The 17,189-nt window shown below is 29.6% G+C and carries 17 protein-coding genes, 1 tRNA gene and 1 riboswitch; of the genes, 14 read left to right on the top strand and 4 right to left on the bottom strand.

Going from position 1 to position 17,189, the window contains the following annotated elements:
* Nucleotides 1-34 precede the first annotated feature (34 nt).
* The 7 genes from lacD (at nucleotide 35) to ACTHUW_RS03840 (ending at nucleotide 8,575) form a co-directional block, all read left to right on the top strand.
* Nucleotides 35-1,012: a tagatose-bisphosphate aldolase gene (gene lacD, locus ACTHUW_RS03870; RefSeq protein WP_442212522.1), complete on the top strand. Its 978-nt coding sequence runs from the start codon at nucleotides 35-37 to the stop codon at nucleotides 1,010-1,012.
* Between the two features lie 217 nt (nucleotides 1,013-1,229).
* Complete coding sequence (locus tag ACTHUW_RS03865) at nucleotides 1,230-1,991, top strand: DeoR/GlpR family DNA-binding transcription regulator (protein ID WP_442212520.1); 762 nt, start codon at nucleotides 1,230-1,232, stop codon at nucleotides 1,989-1,991.
* Between the two features lie 18 nt (nucleotides 1,992-2,009).
* Nucleotides 2,010-3,326, top strand: coding sequence for a four-carbon acid sugar kinase family protein (locus tag ACTHUW_RS03860; RefSeq protein ID WP_442212518.1), 1,317 nt, complete (start codon nucleotides 2,010-2,012; stop codon nucleotides 3,324-3,326).
* Nucleotides 3,327-3,334: 8 nt separating this feature from the next.
* Complete coding sequence (gene pdxA / locus ACTHUW_RS03855; protein WP_442198130.1) at nucleotides 3,335-4,339, top strand: 4-hydroxythreonine-4-phosphate dehydrogenase PdxA; 1,005 nt, start codon at nucleotides 3,335-3,337, stop codon at nucleotides 4,337-4,339.
* Between the two features lie 83 nt (nucleotides 4,340-4,422).
* Nucleotides 4,423-5,805 carry a GntP family permease gene (locus ACTHUW_RS03850; RefSeq protein WP_442198131.1) on the top strand — a complete coding sequence of 461 codons (1,383 nt, stop codon included), beginning with the start codon at nucleotides 4,423-4,425 and terminating at the stop codon, nucleotides 5,803-5,805.
* A 172-nt stretch (nucleotides 5,806-5,977) separates the two neighbouring features.
* On the top strand, nucleotides 5,978-7,954 hold the full coding sequence (gene tkt / locus ACTHUW_RS03845) for a transketolase (protein ID WP_442198141.1): 1,977 nt from the start codon (nucleotides 5,978-5,980) through the stop codon (nucleotides 7,952-7,954).
* A 177-nt stretch (nucleotides 7,955-8,131) separates the two neighbouring features.
* Complete coding sequence (locus ACTHUW_RS03840) at nucleotides 8,132-8,575, top strand: DUF3284 domain-containing protein (RefSeq protein WP_442198132.1); 444 nt, start codon at nucleotides 8,132-8,134, stop codon at nucleotides 8,573-8,575.
* 28 nt (nucleotides 8,576-8,603) lie between these two features.
* Here ACTHUW_RS03840 and ACTHUW_RS03835 read toward each other — a convergent pair whose 3' ends face one another.
* On the bottom strand, nucleotides 8,604-9,527 hold the full coding sequence (locus ACTHUW_RS03835) for an NAD(P)-dependent oxidoreductase (protein WP_442198133.1): 924 nt from the start codon (nucleotides 9,525-9,527) through the stop codon (nucleotides 8,604-8,606).
* Nucleotides 9,528-9,647: 120 nt separating this feature from the next.
* Here ACTHUW_RS03835 and ACTHUW_RS03830 point away from each other — a divergent pair, with 120 nt between their 5' ends.
* Nucleotides 9,648-10,457 (top strand): carbon-nitrogen hydrolase family protein, encoded by an 810-nt coding sequence (locus ACTHUW_RS03830; RefSeq protein WP_442198134.1) that lies wholly within the window; start codon nucleotides 9,648-9,650, stop codon nucleotides 10,455-10,457.
* A gap of 113 nt (nucleotides 10,458-10,570) precedes the next feature.
* The gene (locus ACTHUW_RS03825; protein ID WP_442198135.1) at nucleotides 10,571-11,323 is read left to right on the top strand and encodes a hypothetical protein; all 753 of its coding nucleotides are present in this window, start codon (nucleotides 10,571-10,573) and stop codon (nucleotides 11,321-11,323) included.
* Between the two features lie 35 nt (nucleotides 11,324-11,358).
* Here the strand turns inward: ACTHUW_RS03825 and ACTHUW_RS03820 are convergent, their stop codons facing one another.
* Nucleotides 11,359-12,372: a stalk domain-containing protein gene (locus tag ACTHUW_RS03820; RefSeq protein WP_442198136.1), complete on the bottom strand. Its 1,014-nt coding sequence runs from the start codon at nucleotides 12,370-12,372 to the stop codon at nucleotides 11,359-11,361.
* 229 nt (nucleotides 12,373-12,601) lie between these two features.
* Between ACTHUW_RS03820 and ACTHUW_RS03815 the strand changes: the two genes are divergently transcribed.
* Nucleotides 12,602-13,354: a hypothetical protein gene (locus ACTHUW_RS03815; RefSeq protein WP_442198137.1), complete on the top strand. Its 753-nt coding sequence runs from the start codon at nucleotides 12,602-12,604 to the stop codon at nucleotides 13,352-13,354.
* 17 nt (nucleotides 13,355-13,371) lie between these two features.
* Here the strand turns inward: ACTHUW_RS03815 and ACTHUW_RS03810 are convergent, their stop codons facing one another.
* Nucleotides 13,372-14,025, bottom strand: a complete 654-nt coding sequence (locus tag ACTHUW_RS03810; RefSeq protein WP_442198138.1) for a hypothetical protein — start codon at nucleotides 14,023-14,025, stop codon at nucleotides 13,372-13,374.
* Nucleotides 14,026-14,223: 198 nt separating this feature from the next.
* Here ACTHUW_RS03810 and ACTHUW_RS03805 point away from each other — a divergent pair, with 198 nt between their 5' ends.
* Nucleotides 14,224-14,409 (top strand): aspartyl-phosphate phosphatase Spo0E family protein, encoded by a 186-nt coding sequence (locus ACTHUW_RS03805; protein WP_442198139.1) that lies wholly within the window; start codon nucleotides 14,224-14,226, stop codon nucleotides 14,407-14,409.
* Between the two features lie 34 nt (nucleotides 14,410-14,443).
* On the opposite strand, the gene ACTHUW_RS03800 is transcribed toward ACTHUW_RS03805, so the two are convergent.
* A tRNA-Pro gene (locus ACTHUW_RS03800) sits at nucleotides 14,444-14,520 on the bottom strand.
* A gap of 201 nt (nucleotides 14,521-14,721) precedes the next feature.
* Here ACTHUW_RS03800 and ACTHUW_RS03795 point away from each other — a divergent pair.
* The 3 genes from ACTHUW_RS03795 to ACTHUW_RS03785 all read left to right on the top strand — a co-directional run bounded on the left by ACTHUW_RS03795 (nucleotide 14,722) and on the right by ACTHUW_RS03785 (nucleotide 17,135).
* The gene (locus ACTHUW_RS03795) at nucleotides 14,722-15,192 is read left to right on the top strand and encodes a COG2426 family protein (protein WP_442198140.1); all 471 of its coding nucleotides are present in this window, start codon (nucleotides 14,722-14,724) and stop codon (nucleotides 15,190-15,192) included.
* A gap of 61 nt (nucleotides 15,193-15,253) precedes the next feature.
* A riboswitch (SAM riboswitch) is annotated at nucleotides 15,254-15,350 on the top strand.
* A 167-nt stretch (nucleotides 15,351-15,517) separates the two neighbouring features.
* The gene (tnpA, locus tag ACTHUW_RS03790) at nucleotides 15,518-15,922 is read left to right on the top strand and encodes an IS200/IS605 family transposase (RefSeq protein ID WP_442198669.1); all 405 of its coding nucleotides are present in this window, start codon (nucleotides 15,518-15,520) and stop codon (nucleotides 15,920-15,922) included.
* Between the two features lies 1 nt (nucleotide 15,923).
* Nucleotides 15,924-17,135: an RNA-guided endonuclease TnpB family protein gene (locus ACTHUW_RS03785; protein ID WP_442198663.1), complete on the top strand. Its 1,212-nt coding sequence runs from the start codon at nucleotides 15,924-15,926 to the stop codon at nucleotides 17,133-17,135.
* Nucleotides 17,136-17,189 lie beyond the last annotated feature (54 nt).

Here is a 17,189-nt window from a genome sequence, read left to right as displayed (position 1 = left end):
CTATTAGAACATACTGTTTAAAGGAGAGGATATTGTGCCTAATTTAACTGAAAATAAGAAAAAATATATGAAAAAAATAACTACAGATGAGGGAATAATAAACGCACTTGCTATAGATCAAAGAGGATCACTTAAAAAGATGCTTGGTAAAACAGGTGGAAATGTAGAAGAAATAATAAAAAAGTTCAAGAAAAGTGTATCAAAAGAACTTACTCAATATGCATCAGCAATCCTTCTAGATCCTGAATATGGTTGGGATGCAGTAGAAACTAAGGATAATAGAGTAGGACTTTTAATGGCTTATGAAGAAACAGGATATGATGCAAGTGAAGAAGGAAGACTTCCTGATTTATTACCTAATTATTCTGTGAAGAGATTAAAGGAAAAAGAAGTAGATGCAATTAAAATACTTTTGTATTATGATAAGGATGAATCTGATAAAATAAATGATCAGAAAAAGGCATTCATAGAGCGTGTTGGTTCTGAATGTCTAGGAGAAGATATTCCCTTCTTTCTTGAAATAGTAACATATGATAAGGATATTGATGATGTAAAGGGAAAAGAATATGCAAAAGTTAAACCTCAAAAGGTAATAGAAGCAATGAAGGACTTTTCTGATGAAAGATATAATGTAGATGTATTAAAGGTAGAAGTTCCAGTAAATATGAATTTTGTAGAAGGATATTGTAATGATGAAATCGTTCATAGCAAAGAAGAAGCTAGCAAATACTTCAAAGAACAATCCGATGCAACTAATTTACCATTCATATTCCTAAGTGCTGGTGTTACTATTGATTTATTCAAGAAGACATTGATACTTGCAGGAGAATCAGGTTCTAAATTCAATGGAGTATTATGTGGTCGTGCTACATGGAAAGACAGCGTAGATGTATTTACAGATCAAGGTGAAGAGCAAGCTCAAGTATGGCTTCAAACTACAGGAAAATTAAATGTAGTTGATTTAGATACAATACTTAAAAACCATGCTACACCAATAGATGGGTTAAAATAAGAAAATTTATTTATATAAGACTTGTGGGAAACCATGGGTCTTTTTTTATTGTTTGAAATATTTACAAAAAAACTATGATAAATAATAAACTATTCTTGCAAACGCTTTTTATATATTATATACTTAACACAAACGAACACAAACAAACAATATATAACACATATAAACATATTTATATTTGATAAATGTTACATATTAACAAGAGAGGTGGAAATTTATGCTTCAAGCTGAAAGAAGAGCCTATATAATTGAATATATGAAAGATAAGGGCAAGGTTGTTATAGAAGATTTGGCCAAAGAGATAGATGTATCTCCTATGACTATAAGAAGAGATTTAGATTACTTAGAAGAAAAGAATAAAATTATAAGAACTCATGGTGGTGCCATACCTGTTGAGAGTCTTCATGAAGAAATTTCATATAAGCATAAAAAGCAAAAACAAATTTCACAAAAGATTAAAATAGCAGAATATTCAAGTACTTTCATAAAAGAAGGTCATACAATTATATTAGATGCTGGAACTACAACTATGGAAATAGCAAAAAAGATAAGAAATTTTAAAAACATCAATATAATTACTACTGATTTATTAACAGCAGTATATCTTTCAAAATCAAAAGGGATAAAGGTATATTGTACTGGAGGTATGGTGCAAAATGAAATAGGAGCTTGCATAGGAAGTAAGGCTGAAGAATTCTTAAATGAAGTTTATGCAGATATAGCTTTTATAGGCACAAGTTCAGTAGATATAGAAAGAGGTATCACTTCACCTACCATGGAAAAGGCAATGTTAAAAAAGAAAATGATTGAATCTAGTGATAAAACAATACTTGTAACAGATAGCACGAAATTTGGTAAAAAATCATTTTCAAAAATATGCAATCTAGAAGATTTAGATCTTATAATAAGTGATGATGGAATAGATGAAGAACTAGTAAAAAAAATGAAAGAAAAAGATATTTCTATATCTATAGTTTAGATGAAAGGAGGCATTTAAATGCCAAAGGTAGTTATAATAGCAGATGATTTAACTGGTGCAAATGCAACTGGGGTATTGATTGCAAGACAAGGATACAAGGCTGCAACACTTTTAGATTCAGGTGATTATTCTGAGGAGAAACATAAGGAATTTGATGTAATTTCTATTACAACAGATAGTAGGGCTATAGAAGCAAAAAGAGCTTACACGCGAGTTAAAGATATAGTAAATATCTTTAAAGATAAGGATGTAAGGTTGATTTCTAAAAGAATAGATAGCACAGTAAGGGGAAATATTGGTGCGGAAATAGATGCTGTTTTAGATACATTAGATAATGATGAAATTGTTATAATGGTACCAGCCTTTCCTTCTTCTGAAAGAGTAGCTATTGGTGGATTTTTGATGGTAGATTCCATTCCACTTGAACAAACTGATGTAGCTAAGGATCATAAAACACCTATAAGAACTTCATTTGTACCAAAACTTGTAGAAGACCAATCAAAATATGATATAGCTACAATTTCTCTAGATAAGGTTTTAAAGGGTGATAAGGCTGTTACAGATGAAATATTAAAGCACAAGAAGAACAATAAGAGGATAATTATAATTGATGCTACAACTGATAAGGATATTGAAACAATAGCAAGGGCAAGTAAAAATTCTAAATTAAATATAGTCGCAGCAGATCCTGGACCATTTACATCAGCACTTACGAAAGAATTATTAGGTGAAGCTAAATTAAGTCCTGGTAAGAAGATAATGCTTACAATTGGCAGTGTAACCAATCTCACTAGAAGACAGATTGAATACTTTAAATTAAAGTATGATCCACTTCTAGTCTTTGTAAATTGTGAGAAATTAGTATATGAAGAAAGTAGAAAGGAAGAAATAGATAGAGTGGTAAATTATTTGATTGATAATTTAGATGCTTATAGTGCAATAGGAGTTATCACTACAAATGAAGAAAAGGAAGTTTTAGATTTAAGACAAATTGCTAAGGATGTAAATGTATCAGAAGATGATATTTCTCAAAGAATATCTACAGGACTTGCCATAATCACTAGAACAGTCATGGATAAAACAGAAAACAAGATAGGTGGATTATATACAAGTGGTGGAGATGTAACCGTTGCTGTATCTCATGTTTTAAGTGCTGTAGGAATAGAAGTTAAGGATGAAATATTGCCTCTAGCTGTTTATGGAAGAATTATAGAAGGTAAATATCCAAATACACCTATTGTAACTAAAGGTGGATTAGTTGGAGAAGAAGATGCCTTGATAAGGTGTGTGGATTATTTACACACTAAGATATCAAATGATTATAATAAAAATTAAAGGAGTGTATGAATATGAATAGACCATATATAGGAATACCAATGGGTGACCCTGCTGGAATAGGACCAGAAATAGTAGTGAAATCAATAGCTGATGAAAATACAAATGAAATATCAAAGCCAGTAGTTATAGGTGATAGGGCTACACTTGAGCAAGCTATGAGATTTTGTGATTTAGATTTAGAAATAAATATTATTGAAAATGTGGAAGAAGGAAATTACAAGAAAAATGTATTAAATTTAATTGATTTAAAAAATGTAAATATTGATCAATTAAAGGTTGGAAAGGTTCAAGGAGAATCTGGAAAGGCTGCATTTGAATATATTAAGAAGTCTGTAGAATTAGCAATGGATAAAAAGGTAGAAGCAATAGCTACTACACCAATAAACAAGGAATCACTTAAAGAGGGTGGAGTTAAATATATAGGCCATACTGAAATGCTAGAAGATTTAACTGATAGTCATGATCCTCTTACAATGTTTCAAGTGCATAATTTAAGAGTGTTTTTCCTATCACGTCATGTATCTTTAAAGGAAGCTTGTGATATGGTAACTGAAGAAAGATTGTATGATTATATAAAACGTTGCATGGATACTCTAAATATTTTAGGAGTAGAAAGTCCAAAACTTGCAGTTGCTGGTTTAAATCCACATAGTGGAGAGAATGGTTTGTTTGGGGATGCTGAGGTTAAGGAAATGGCACCTGCAATAAAGAAATCTCAAGAAGAAGGAATTGATGTAGTAGGACCAGTACCAGCTGATTCAGTTTTTCATTTTGCACTAAAGGGTAGTTATGATGCTGTTTTATCTCTTTATCATGATCAAGGTCATATAGCTACTAAGATGGTTGATTTTGAAAGAACAATATCTATCACAAACAATCTACCATTTTTAAGAACATCAGTAGACCATGGAACAGCTCTAGATATAGCAGGAAGTGGAAAAGCCAGTGCAGTAAGTATGATAGAAGCTATTCGTTTAGCTGCAGAATATGCACCTAAATATAATAGATAATATAATAATCCCCATGCATATTTATAAATATGTATGGGGGAAATAAATCGGCATAATATATTATAAAAAGGAGGATTATTATTATGGATGTAGCAGTTTCAGGTGGTCAAATGATTTTGGGTTTAGTTATAGGTATTACGTTATTGATATTTTTAATAATGAAAACTAAGATACATGCATTTTTAGCTCTTATAATTACAGCAGCAGTTACAGGTTTGATAGGCGGAATGCCACCAAATACTATAATTGATTCAATCACTAAGGGATTTGGAGGTACTCTTGGTAGTATTGGTATAATAATTGGATTTGGTGTTATGATGGGGGAAATATTTAGAATTAGTGGTGCTGCAGAAAGAATGGCAAGAACCTTTATAAAGAGACTTGGTAAGGGTAGAGAGGAAATCGCACTAGCCCTAACAGGATTTATTGTTGCTATACCTATTTATTGTGATTCTGGATTTGTTATATTATCACCCCTTGTGAAAGCGATATCACGTAAAACTAAAAAGTCAGGCATATCTTTAGGAATAGCTCTAGCTTTAGGACTTGTAATAACTCATTCACTTGTACCACCAACACCTGGACCTGTTGGGGTTGCTGGGATATTTGGTGTAAGTGTAGGATCATTTCTCTTATGGGGTATTATACTTGCAATTCCTATGACAGCTGCAGGTATGCTTTATGGTAAATGGATTGGTAATAAAATATACAGACTACCATCAGAAGATGGACTTACATGGATAGAATCATCTCCTGAAGAAGTGAAACTTGGTGAAACTTTTAGTTTGGAAGAAGAAAGTGAAGATTTACCTTCAACTTTCATGTCCTTTGCACCTATATTAGTTCCTATAATATTTATACTAATAAATACTATAGCTAGTACAGTAGGATATGAAGGAGATTTAGCTCCTATTATAGCATTTTTAGGAGCACCAGTTATTGCAGTAGGTATAGGACTTTTAGTTGCTATATTTGGTTTAACAGGTAGATTTAGTAGGGAAGAAACATTGGAAAAAATGGAACTTGGAATAAAATCAGCAGGAATTATAATACTGGTAACTGGTGGTGGTGGAGCTCTTGGTATGGTTTTAAGAGATAGTGGAGCTGGAGATTATATTGCAGAACTTATAGCAAAATCAAACTTACCAGCAATATTATTACCATTTGCTATTGCAACTCTTGTAAGATTAATTCAAGGTAGTGGTACTGTTGCAATGATTACTGCTGCATCTATTACTGCACCTATTATTGCAACACTAAATGTTAATCCAGTATTTGCAGCAATTGGAGCTTCTATGGGATCATTGATGTTCTCATATTTCAATGATAGTTATTTCTGGGTAGTAAATAGAATGCTTGGAATAAAGGAAGCAAAAGAACAAATCAGAGTTTGGTCAGTAACAACAACTATAGCTTGGTTTGTAGGATTAGTTGAGTTATTAATAGTAAATGCAATATTTGGATAGATTAGATTTAAAGGCTTATAGTAAAATATACTATAGGCCTTTATTATATGATGAAACTTATTATATTAACTATAATAGGGTATAATTATTATTAGACATATTTTAAAATAAAGATTATAATGATGGGTGGAAGTATAAGAAAAGAGAGTTTTTTAAATAAAAGGAGGAAAAAATTTTGAGTAAAATGGACAAAAAAGTTATTAATAGTATAAGATTTTTATCAATGGATGCAGTAGAAAAAGCAAATTCAGGACATCCAGGACTTCCTATGGGTACAGCAACTTTAAGCTATACACTTTGGGCTAAACATTTAAATGTAAGTAAAAATGACCCTACTTGGGCTAATCGTGATAGATTTGTACTATCAGCAGGACATGGATCAATGCTTCAATATTCACTACTTCATTTATTTGGTTATGATGTAGCTATGGAAGACATCAAAGATTTCAGACAATGGGGTTCTAAAACACCAGGGCATCCTGAGTATGGTCATACTGAGGGAATTGAAACTACAACAGGACCTCTTGGTCAAGGTATTGCAAATGCTGTGGGTATGGCAATGGCTGAAAAAAGACTTGCTGCTGAATTTAATACTAGTGATATGAATATAGTAGATCACTTCACTTATGTAGTAGCTGGAGATGGAGACATGATGGAAGGTGTTGCATCTGAAGCATGTTCACTTGCAGGACATTTAAAACTTTCTAAATTGATAGTACTATATGATGATAACAAAATTACTATAGATGGAACTACTGACATAGCTTTTACTGAAGATGTAGGTAAAAGATTTGAAGCTTATGGATGGGAAGTATTAGAATCTAGAAATAGTGAAGATATAGATGAATTATCAGATTTAATAGAAATGGCTAAGAAATCAGATAAACCAACACTTATAAAGGTTCCAACTACAATAGGATATGGTTCTCCAAACAAGGCAGGTCAATCTGTAGCTCATGGTGCACCACTTGGGGCAGATGAGATCAAACTTACTCGTGAAAATATGGACTGGGAACATGAAGCATTCTTTATTCCAGAAGATGTATATACTCATATGGGAAGAGTAATTGATGAAAAAGATAAGCTAAGACAAGATTGGAATGAAAAGTTTGATAAATATAGAGAAAAACATCCTGAACTTGCAGCTAAATGGGATAGATGGCATAGTTTAGAACTATCAGATGAACTATTAAATGATAGTGAATTATTTAATTTTGACAAAGACATAGCTACACGTGCTGCAGGTGGTAAGGTAATCAATGTAATAGCTAAACATATGGATAATATATTTGGTGGTTCTGCAGATTTAGCAGGTTCAAACAAGACTACTATGAATAACACAGGAGATTTCCAAGCTGACACTCCAGATGGAAATAATATAAACTTTGGAGTACGTGAGCATGGTATGGGAGCAATATTAAATGGTATCTCACTTCATGGTGGATTTAGAACATTTGGAGCAACTTTCCTTATATTTTCAAACTATATGAGACCAGCTATAAGATTATCTGCTCTAATGAATCAACCAGTTGTATATGTCTTTACTCATGATTCTATAGCACTTGGCGAAGATGGACCAACTCATCAACCTATAGAGCAATTAGCAGCACTTAGAACCATACCAAATCTAAAGGTATTTAGACCAGCAGATGCAAAAGAAACTGCAGTTGCTTGGATAGAAGCACTTAAAAATACTGATGGACCATCAGTTATAGCTCTTACTCGTCAAGGATTACCAGTACTTGATAGTGTTGAAGATGCTAATAGAGGTGGATATATTGTAAGTCCTGAAAAGAAATATTCACCAGATGCTATTTTAATAGCAACAGGTTCTGAAGTATCACTTGCAATGGATGCACAAAAAGAACTTGCAAAAGAAAATATTGACGCTCGTGTTGTAAGTATATTATCTTGGGAATTATTTGAAGCTCAAGATGCTGAGTATAAAGAAAAAGTATTGCCAAAAAATATAAGTAAAAGAGTTTCAATAGAAGCAGGAACTACTTTTGGATGGCAAAAATATACAGGTTCTGAAGGAAAAAATATAGGAATAGACCACTTTGGAGCATCAGCACCAGCAGAAAAACTGATGGAAGAATTCGGATTTAGTGTATCAAATGTAGTTAAAACAGTAAAAGAAATGATGTAGTTTCATGTTAGTCAATATTTGGAAATAGAATAGAAACTTTCAAATAGTATTGTTTAAATAAAATGCTTAGGATAGAATTCCAATTGGAATTTTACTCCTAGGCATTTATTTGCTTTTTTATTATTTTAAATATGATATTATAAAAGTAATATATACAAATCATATAGGAGTGATGATGTGAAAGTAAGTTTGGATTTACAAGTAAGTAAGGAAGAATTCTTTGATTTTCTATATAATTCTGTCATAAAAGATGTAAAGGAAAGTACTGGTAAGGATTTATCAAAAGAAGATATAGTTGAAGGCTTTAAATATGAAAAGATACTAAAGACAAGAGTTGGGGAATTAGGTGAAATAAAGATAAGTTTAGTAGAATTTAACCTTTATAAAAAATATAAGGCAAGATATGAAAGTAAACAAGGTGAAAACATTATTGAATATGATGTAAATAGTTTGAGTGATGAAAAAATAAAGGTAATATATAGGGAAAAGTATATAGCACCTGACATGATCAAAGCTTTAAATTTTAAAATAGCTAATTTTTTCAATAAGAAAAAAACCATGCAGAAAGCTAAAAATCTTTTGAAAAATATAGAATCATATATTATAAACAATAGAGCTTAACAAATATGTATTTGTTAAGCTCTCATTTTTAATTTATTAAATTTTTAGGTTCATCTTTTAAGAATGAGATCGTGTTATCAAATGCTATTTCAGCTCGTCTTATCATAGATTCTTCAGTTAAATATGCTATATGAGGAGTCAAAATTGCATTTTGAGCATATAAAAGAGGATAATCTTTTGGAAGAGGTGGCTCCATATCAAATACATCTATTCCAGCTCCTGATATTTTTCCATCATTTAATAAATCAGCTAGGGCCTTGTTATCTATAATAGGACCTCTTGCACAATTTATAAGTATTGCATCCTTGTTTATTTTTTCTAATTTTTCCTTATTTAAAAAATCTCTTGTATTATTATTAAGTGGTAAATGTATGGAAATGATATCACTTTTTGCTAGAAGTTCGTCTAATTCAACATAGCTTATACCCATTTCTTTAGCTTCATCTTTTTCTGTTCTATTATAAGCTATTAAATTTGCACCAAATGCATGAAAAAGTTTTGCTGTTCTAATCCCTATTTTTCCAGTACCTATTATACCTACAGTCTTATCCTTTATCTCCATTCCTTTTCCAGGGTGTGAAATACCCATTTGTCTATATAATTCTAATGTAAGACCTATTACAAGTTCAGAAACTGATGTATCTGAATATCCAGCTGCATTAGCAATTTTTATATCCTTTTTTTTAGCTTCATCAACTGCTACATGATCAACTCCAGTAAAAGCTACATTTATCAATTTTAAATCATCCATTTCACTTACTACTTCAGCAGGATAAGGATTGTTTGCTATCATAACTATATCAGCATCCTTACTTCTTTCAATCAGTTCATCTGTTTCTGTAGTTTTTTCATCATAATAGACAAATTCATGGCCCATATCTTTTATAGGTTTTGATAATTCTTCAATCAATTTTTTTGAAACATTTAATGGTTCTATTAACTTAACTTTCATGGTAAACCCCTTTCTAGAATATGTATTTATGTTATAATTTAATTATATACTAATAAATTAATTGATACAATAATGGGACACGAGAACCGTCCCCATGTCTCAAAAGGAGGTAAAGCGGAAATGAAAATAGCTTTAATTCAAATGAAAGTTCAAGATCAAAAGTCTCTAAACTTAAAGAAAGCCAAAAAGCATATAAAAGAAGCTGCAAGAAATGGTGCTGAATTAGTAATTCTTCCAGAAATGTTCAACACTCCATATAATAATAGTTATTTTGAAAAGTTTGCTGAAGAATACCCTGGAGAAAGCACAGATGTTTTGAAAAATCTTGCTAAAGAACTGAATCTAGTGATAGTAGGTGGTTCTATTCCTGAAAGAGAATGTGAACATATTTATAATACTTCATATGTCTTTTCTAAAAAAGGTGATTTAATAGCCAAACATAGGAAAATCCATTTATTTGACATTGATGTTGAAGGTGGGGCTAAATTTAAAGAGTCGGACACATTAACTGCCGGCGAAGATCTAACTACCTTTCAAGTAGGAGATATGAAATTTGGCCTTATTGTATGCTATGATATAAGGTTTCCAGATTTATCTATGAATTTAGCTCTTAAAGGAGTGGATGCTATTATAGTACCTGCTGCTTTTAATATGACTACAGGACCTGCTCATTGGCATTTATCAGCTCGCGCACGTGCACTTGACAATCAAGTATATACCTTGCTATGTTCTCAATCAAGAAATGAAGATAGCAGCTATAGGGCATATGGACATTCTTTAGTAGCTAGCCCCTGGGGAAATATTCAAGATGAGCTTCAAATTGAAGAAGGAATACTTTATTCTAATTTGGATAAAGATTATATTACAAAGGTTAGAGGTGAATTACCCTTACTCAAACATAGAAGACCAAATATATATGAGATGAAATAAGATATTAAAAAGCTGTAATTCAATTGAATTACAGCTTTTTTGTGTTAAAAAAGAATTGAAGGGTAAATATATATTAATAAAACTTAATATAATATATTGGGAGGAGGCATACCATGAAAAAGTTATTAGTACTTTTTATAATATTGCTTTCATTTTTACTAGTAATAGCAGGGTGCGCAAATGATACTGACAGTGAAGATGGAAATGACAGTAATGTAGAAGAAGACATAATAGAAGATGAAAATGACCCAGATGTAGAACCAGAACCTGACTTAGATAATGAAGAGACAAGTGATAACAACGACGATAGTGATATAGATTCAATTTTATCTAAATCACAAGGAGTAGATGAATATTATTATGAATATGAATCTGAATCTGAAGGCGAAGTAGCAACAATGAAAATGTGGAATTCTGGAAATAAAACTAGAACTGAAATGAATTTAGAAGAAGAAGAAAGTATAATAGTTATATCAGATGAAGATGAGAAGGAACAATATATCTATTATCCTAATCAAAATATGGCAATAAAATCATCTATTGAAAGAGAACTTGAAGAAGATAAAGGAAAGCTTCTTAAAGATTATATGTATGATTTAGATGTTGAAAACATGACAATAATAGGTGATGAAAATTATGAAGGTCAAAAGGTAAAAGTTGTGGAATATAAAGTTGATAATTTTAATTCTAGATTGTGGTTATCAAAAGAGAATGGATTTCCACTTAAAGCTGAAACATATGAAGATGGTAATTTGATAAATAAAATGAGAGTAATAGATTTCAAAAAAGGTCCATTTAAAGATTCTATATTTGAAATCCCAAAGGATGTAGAAATTCAAGATTTAACTAATATGGGGAACCAATAATAAATAAAATAAAAACAAGGGCTCAGCCCTTGTTTTTATTCTTCATATATATTTATAAAACCTATTGTTTCCTTGTTATCATTTAAGGAATATTTTATTTTATATCCATGAATATCATCATACATTACAGCAAATAGCTCTTCATCAGGATCTTCTTCTATTTCTTTCTTGCCATATTTATCAAAAACCTTTTTAATATTATCTCCAGCCTTTATGCCATCTACAGAATAAGTAGAATCAGGCAAACCTATAGAAACTATATTTTTTGTTCCTATATCTGTAAATATTGTTATGTGATCAAAAGAATAATAATCAGATCCTTGATAGCCTCCGCTATCTCCTATTTCCCCAAACTTTTCCTTTGCCTTATCAAGTGAATCCCCAATTTCAACTCCTATATTGCTAAATACAGGACTAAATTCTTTCTCTTCTTTAACTATAGCTTGATCTTTTTTTTCTTCTACATCTTCTTTGAAATTTAAAACTAAGGAATTTTTTTCATTGCCTTTAAATATATTACTATCAATTGATTGTGCTATGAATTCAAGTGGAATTAAAAGCTCTGAATCATTATCTTTATTTTCAAGTATGTAAACAGAAATATCATTGCCACTTAAATCCTGATTATTAATTGAGATAGATTTGACGTTTTTATCTATATTTATGGATATATATACTTTGATCTTTCCATATTTTGCAGACAAGGTTAAATCTTCATCACTTTCATTTTTTTCTACATCAAAACCTAAAAGTTCATATGCCTTATTAAAAGGGACTAATACATTTCCTGAAGTATTAGATAAGGGCCCTTGTGATATGGTATTGCTAAAGTCTAAAGGTTTATTATTTAGAAATATTTTACTGTTTACTGGCACTAGATTAGAAGTGTCAAATAATGGATTGACTTTTTCTTCTTCTGCTTCTTCCTCAATTACTTCTTCTTGGTCTATATCATCATTTTTTTCTGTAACTTCTTTTTGATCTTTTTTACAAGCAAAAGTAAATGTAACAGATAATAGTATTAAAATTAAAACAATCTTTTTCTTCATATTTTGCCCCCATATAGAATAGAATGATTATTGCTGGATAAAATAATAATACCATAAAACCAGATAAAAAACATTAAAAAGTCGAAATTTGTAAAATGAAAATATATATAATCTTGTAAATACTGTATACAATATCTATTAAAAGGGTATATAATATAAATTAAATATATTTTAGCAAAATTGCAAACAAAGGCATAATATATAGTGTGATGCAAGAGGAGTGAAATTTATGAATAAACATCTGGGAATATCTGTAGATGAAATGGACTTAAACTTTGCTATACAAAATAATATAAGCTGGATACAAATTTCAAATAAATTTTCTGGTGCTAAAGATATAACTTCTCTTTTAAAGATGTGTAAGGAAAGGTCTCTGAAAATAAGCTGTTTATTCCCTGTATTTAATCAAAATAATCCTAATATGGTTTTTTTCTTAAGTAATGAGAAAAGGCTAAGAGATGCTACTATGGAAATATTAGAATTAAATTTAAAGATGTCTAAATCTTTTCCAACTGAACATCTAGTAGTAAATCTAAAACCTAATCTATCAAATGATATTGATTTATCACTTTTAGATAAAACCATAGTTGATTTAGATAATCTTTCAATCAAATATCAGACACCTATACTTATTCACATAGAAGATTATAGTTTATTTGAAGATGAAAAAGCAATAAAAGAAATGATTGATTCTAAAACAGTAAGATTATCACTTGATATTAATAAATTTTACAAATTCACATGTAGAAAAAAATTAAAATTTAATGAAGAATTTAAAAATATAATTGATTATATAGAACTCATAAATATTACATTTGATATAGATTATCTTGTGCTTCAAGATACTTTAAACAATATGTATGATAAAATACATGAAATACCTATAATAATTAAAACTAGAAATACAAATAAAAATAGAGAAATACTTAGTAAAATAAAGAATATAAAAGAAGTTTTAATAGAAGAAAAAGCATATTATTAAGGGACTATTAGTCCCTCTTATTTTGTGAAATCACCTAATATATCATTTAAAGATATTATCTCTTCTTCTTTTAATTTATCTTTAAGTAAATCATGGATTTCCTTTTGCTCATCAGAAGTTATTCCATTATCTAATATTTTTATTAATTTTAATCCATTTAGAGTTCCCAATTTGTCTATTATTTTACTAAGTTTTGCCTTATCTTCTTTAGATAAATTTGATTTTACTTGATCTATATTTAAATCCTTTATATTATTACTAGATAGTCTTTTTTCAAATTGATCTAATTTTGCTCTTTTTATGCCTTCATTTAATTCATATATGAGAAACCTTTGAGTGTCTTCATCATAATTAGTATTAATTTCTATGTTAGATAATATTGCATGTTTTTTTGCCATGATTTGATTAGAAAAAACTTCTGATTTAATGGTTGAGTTTTGTTTTTTATTTTCTTCAACTGTTCTTATTTCTTTTGTATGGTCATTATTTTTTTCATTTATTTCTTCTGGTTTAACTTCCTTAAGTTCTTCTGGTAATTTTATTGTGTGTATTTGTTTGTAATAAATATTATTATTTTTAGCTAATTCTTTTTTATCATAGATAATCAAATAAACAGAAATAAATGTAAGAAATAATATGATAAAGATATAAAAAGTTCTTTTTATTTTCATAAATACATTCCTCCAATCTATATATAATTATTTCCTTAATAAAGGAATATATACTTTAAATATAAATTGAGGGATAAATTGTAACCGAGTTGTAATAATAAGCATAGTTTAAATCTATAAAAATGGGTATCAATAAAATAGAGAAAAATGGGATGGTATAAATATATTTATACAATGAAAATCTAAAGGGGGGCTTATATGGCTTTATCACTTAGTAGTAAAAAGAACAAGAATTGGTTAAATGAGGAAATAGAAATGTTAAGAAAGAAACTTCACAAGGCCATACTTAATAACCAAAATAGAGAAATAATTTTGAAATTAAGTCAAGATTTGGACGAGCTAATAAGCTTATATCATAATGAAAATAAAAAACAAGAAAAATAAAAAAGGATAAATCATATGATTTATCCTTTTCCTATGGTCGGGGTGGCAGGATTTGAACCCGCGGCCCTCTGGTCCCAAACCAGATGCGCTACCAAACTGCGCTACACCCCGCTAACTGACTACTACCTTATTATAGTAAATTTTTATCAATTTGAAAAGGCTTAAAAAACTTGAAAAAAGCTTATTTGGACTGAAAAAGATATAATTTGCTCTATATTCTTAAGATTTTCTTAATATATCATTAAAATACTTTAAAACAACATATATATAATGTATAATAATAGAGATTAAAGTTTGAAGGAGAATATTATGTTGGAATTTATTGAATTACTTAAAAGCGAATTAGCAGTTGTAATAGTAGGAGCTACTCCTATATTTGAACTGAGGGGAGCTATACCTCTTGGAATTAGTCTGGGTTTTACTCCCATCCAAAGCACTATATTATCAATATTTGGAAATATCTTACCAGTGCCATTTTTATTATTATTACTTAGACCAATATTTACCTTTCTAAGGAAGTTTAAAAAGTTTGATAAAATGATAAATTGGTTAGAAAATAGAACCCTTAGAAGAAGTAAGAAAATGAAGAAATATACCTTATTAGGCTTATATTTACTGGTAGCAATACCTCTTCCTACAACGGGAGCTTATACTGGATCTCTTGCTGCAACACTTTTTAATATGAGATTTAAATTTGCCTTTCCCACAATAGTAGCAGGAGTAGTTACAGCAGGATTTATAATGTATTTATTAAGTTCAGTGGGAGTAATGGTACTTGAGTAAAGTTATTGACTAATAATTATTCTTATGTTAATATTTATGTATCAACTGAATAATTCTTGATACCTTATCAAGAGTGGTGGAGGGAGAGGCCCTATGAAACCCGGCAACCGATAAAACGGTGCTAATTCCTACAAAGTTTAGACTTTGGAAGATGAGGAAAACATATAGCAAATATATGCCTCTTCTTTTTGAAGATTAAACATTGCTCGCATTCTTCTGTTTTCAAACAGGAGTTAGAGCAATTTTTTTGTTTTTTATAAAAACTTTTACTATTATCTCATAAAATATGATATAATATATGTATAAGAATAAATAAGGTGGTTACCTGATGCAACTTAAAACAAATCGTAATAGTGTATACCAGATAGGCTATCATTTAATTTGGTGTACTAAATATAGAAAAGAGATACTAGAAGGACAAATTGATTTATATTTAAAAGAAGTTCTTTATAATATATCAAAAGATAATAATTTTGACATTATAAAAATGGAAACAGACAAAGATCATGTTCATTTATTTATAGAAGCAACACCGAATAATGCAATACCCGATATGGTAAAAGCACTTAAAGGAGTATCTGCTAGATGGTTATTTAAAAAGTTCCCTGAAATAAAAAAGGAGTTATATGGAGGACATATGTGGAATCCATCATATTATGTAGGAACTGTAGGTAATATATCAGAAGAAACGGTTAAAAAATATATAGAATCTCAGAAAAAGAAGGGATAATATGTTTAGAAAGAAAGATGAGAATAAATCTAAAATATTAAATAAAGCTTATAGATTTAAAATTCATCCTAATGAAACACAAAAAATACAAATAAATAAAACTTTTGGCTGTGTTAGATTTGTGTATAATTACTTTTTAAACGAGAGAAAAAATATATACAAATATACTAGAGTTAGCATGTCTCTTACTGATTGTAATAATGACTGTAACAAGTTAAAGAAAGAAAAAGAATATTATTTTTTAAAAGAAGTAGATAAGTTTGCTCTAACCAATGCTTTAATAGATTTAAATAATGCTTATACCAACTTTTTTAGAGAAATTAAAAAAGGAAATAAAAACTGGGGTTATCCTAAGTTTAAGTCTAAGAGAAATGAGAAACACTCATACACTACAAATATTACAAACGGAAATATAAAAGTGGATTTTGTGACTAGTAGAATTCAGTTACCCAAGTTAGGAAAAGTGAAGTTTAATAGAAATAGTAGAGAAGATATTAAAGGAGATATAAAAAGAGCTACAATAACTAAATACAATGATGAGACTTATTATGTATCAATAATTACAGAAATAAAATTAGAAAAAGAATTAAAGTCTAAAGAAAAGTATACTAAAGAAGAAATAGAAAACCTAATAGAAAATAATAAAATAAAAGCTTTCGATCTAGGTATAAAACACTTTGCAATATCTAGTGAAGGAATAAAAATAGAAAATCCTAGAATCTATATTAAAGCTCAAAATAAACTAAGAAAACTAAATAAGAAATTAGCGCGACAACAAAAAAGCTCGAAGAGCTATAATGAAACATTAATTAAAATATCAAAGATGCATAGAAAGATAGCAAATTGTAGAAAAGACTTCTTACATAAGTTATCGACTAAGATAATAAACGAAAACCAAGTTATTGTTTTAGAAGACTTAAATGTATGTGGAATGTTTAAAAACAAGAAATTATCCAAACAAATTAATGATGTGGGCTGGGGTTATTTTAAGACGTTTCTAAAGTATAAGGCAAGATGGCATAATAAAACAGTTATATTAATAGATAGGTTCTATCCTTCAAGCAAGACTTGCTCTTGTTGTAAAAAGAAAAATACCATGCTTACTTTGTCAGATAGGAAATGGATTTGTCCTAACTGTAAGACAGAATTAGATAGGGATGAGAATGCTGCAATAAATATATTAGAAGAAGGAATTAGGTTACTTACAGCTTAATTTGGATATGTAACACATCCCTCCCGGACTGGGGATGTAAAAGGCTGTCAGAGA

Origin of the sequence: Senegalia sp. (in: firmicutes) (assembly GCF_052088025.1) — a bacterium.
Classification (GTDB): Bacteria; Bacillota; Clostridia; order Tissierellales; family SIT17; genus Anaeromonas.
Note: the sequence above shows the minus strand (reverse complement) of the source record. Positions and strands in the feature narration are given on the sequence as shown.

What these genes read in the sequence shown, in the direction of transcription:
- ACTHUW_RS03865 (WP_442212520.1), top strand. Translation starts at nt 1,230, where the DNA reads ATGCTTCAAGCTGAAAGAAGAGCCTATATAATTGAATATATGAAAGAT.
- ACTHUW_RS03860 (WP_442212518.1), top strand. Translation starts at nt 2,010, where the DNA reads ATGCCAAAGGTAGTTATAATAGCAGATGATTTAACTGGTGCAAATGCA.
- pdxA (WP_442198130.1), top strand. Translation starts at nt 3,335, where the DNA reads ATGAATATGAATAGACCATATATAGGAATACCAATGGGTGACCCTGCT.
- ACTHUW_RS03850 (WP_442198131.1), top strand. Translation starts at nt 4,423, where the DNA reads ATGGATGTAGCAGTTTCAGGTGGTCAAATGATTTTGGGTTTAGTTATA.
- ACTHUW_RS03835 (WP_442198133.1), bottom strand. Translation starts at nt 9,527, where the DNA reads ATGAAAGTTAAGTTAATAGAACCATTAAATGTTTCAAAAAAATTGATT.
- ACTHUW_RS03830 (WP_442198134.1), top strand. Translation starts at nt 9,648, where the DNA reads ATGAAAATAGCTTTAATTCAAATGAAAGTTCAAGATCAAAAGTCTCTA.
- ACTHUW_RS03825 (WP_442198135.1), top strand. Translation starts at nt 10,571, where the DNA reads ATGAAAAAGTTATTAGTACTTTTTATAATATTGCTTTCATTTTTACTA.
- ACTHUW_RS03820 (WP_442198136.1), bottom strand. Translation starts at nt 12,372, where the DNA reads ATGAAGAAAAAGATTGTTTTAATTTTAATACTATTATCTGTTACATTT.
- ACTHUW_RS03815 (WP_442198137.1), top strand. Translation starts at nt 12,602, where the DNA reads ATGAATAAACATCTGGGAATATCTGTAGATGAAATGGACTTAAACTTT.
- ACTHUW_RS03810 (WP_442198138.1), bottom strand. Translation starts at nt 14,025, where the DNA reads ATGAAAATAAAAAGAACTTTTTATATCTTTATCATATTATTTCTTACA.
- ACTHUW_RS03805 (WP_442198139.1), top strand. Translation starts at nt 14,224, where the DNA reads ATGGCTTTATCACTTAGTAGTAAAAAGAACAAGAATTGGTTAAATGAG.
- ACTHUW_RS03785 (WP_442198663.1), top strand. Translation starts at nt 15,924, where the DNA reads ATGTTTAGAAAGAAAGATGAGAATAAATCTAAAATATTAAATAAAGCT.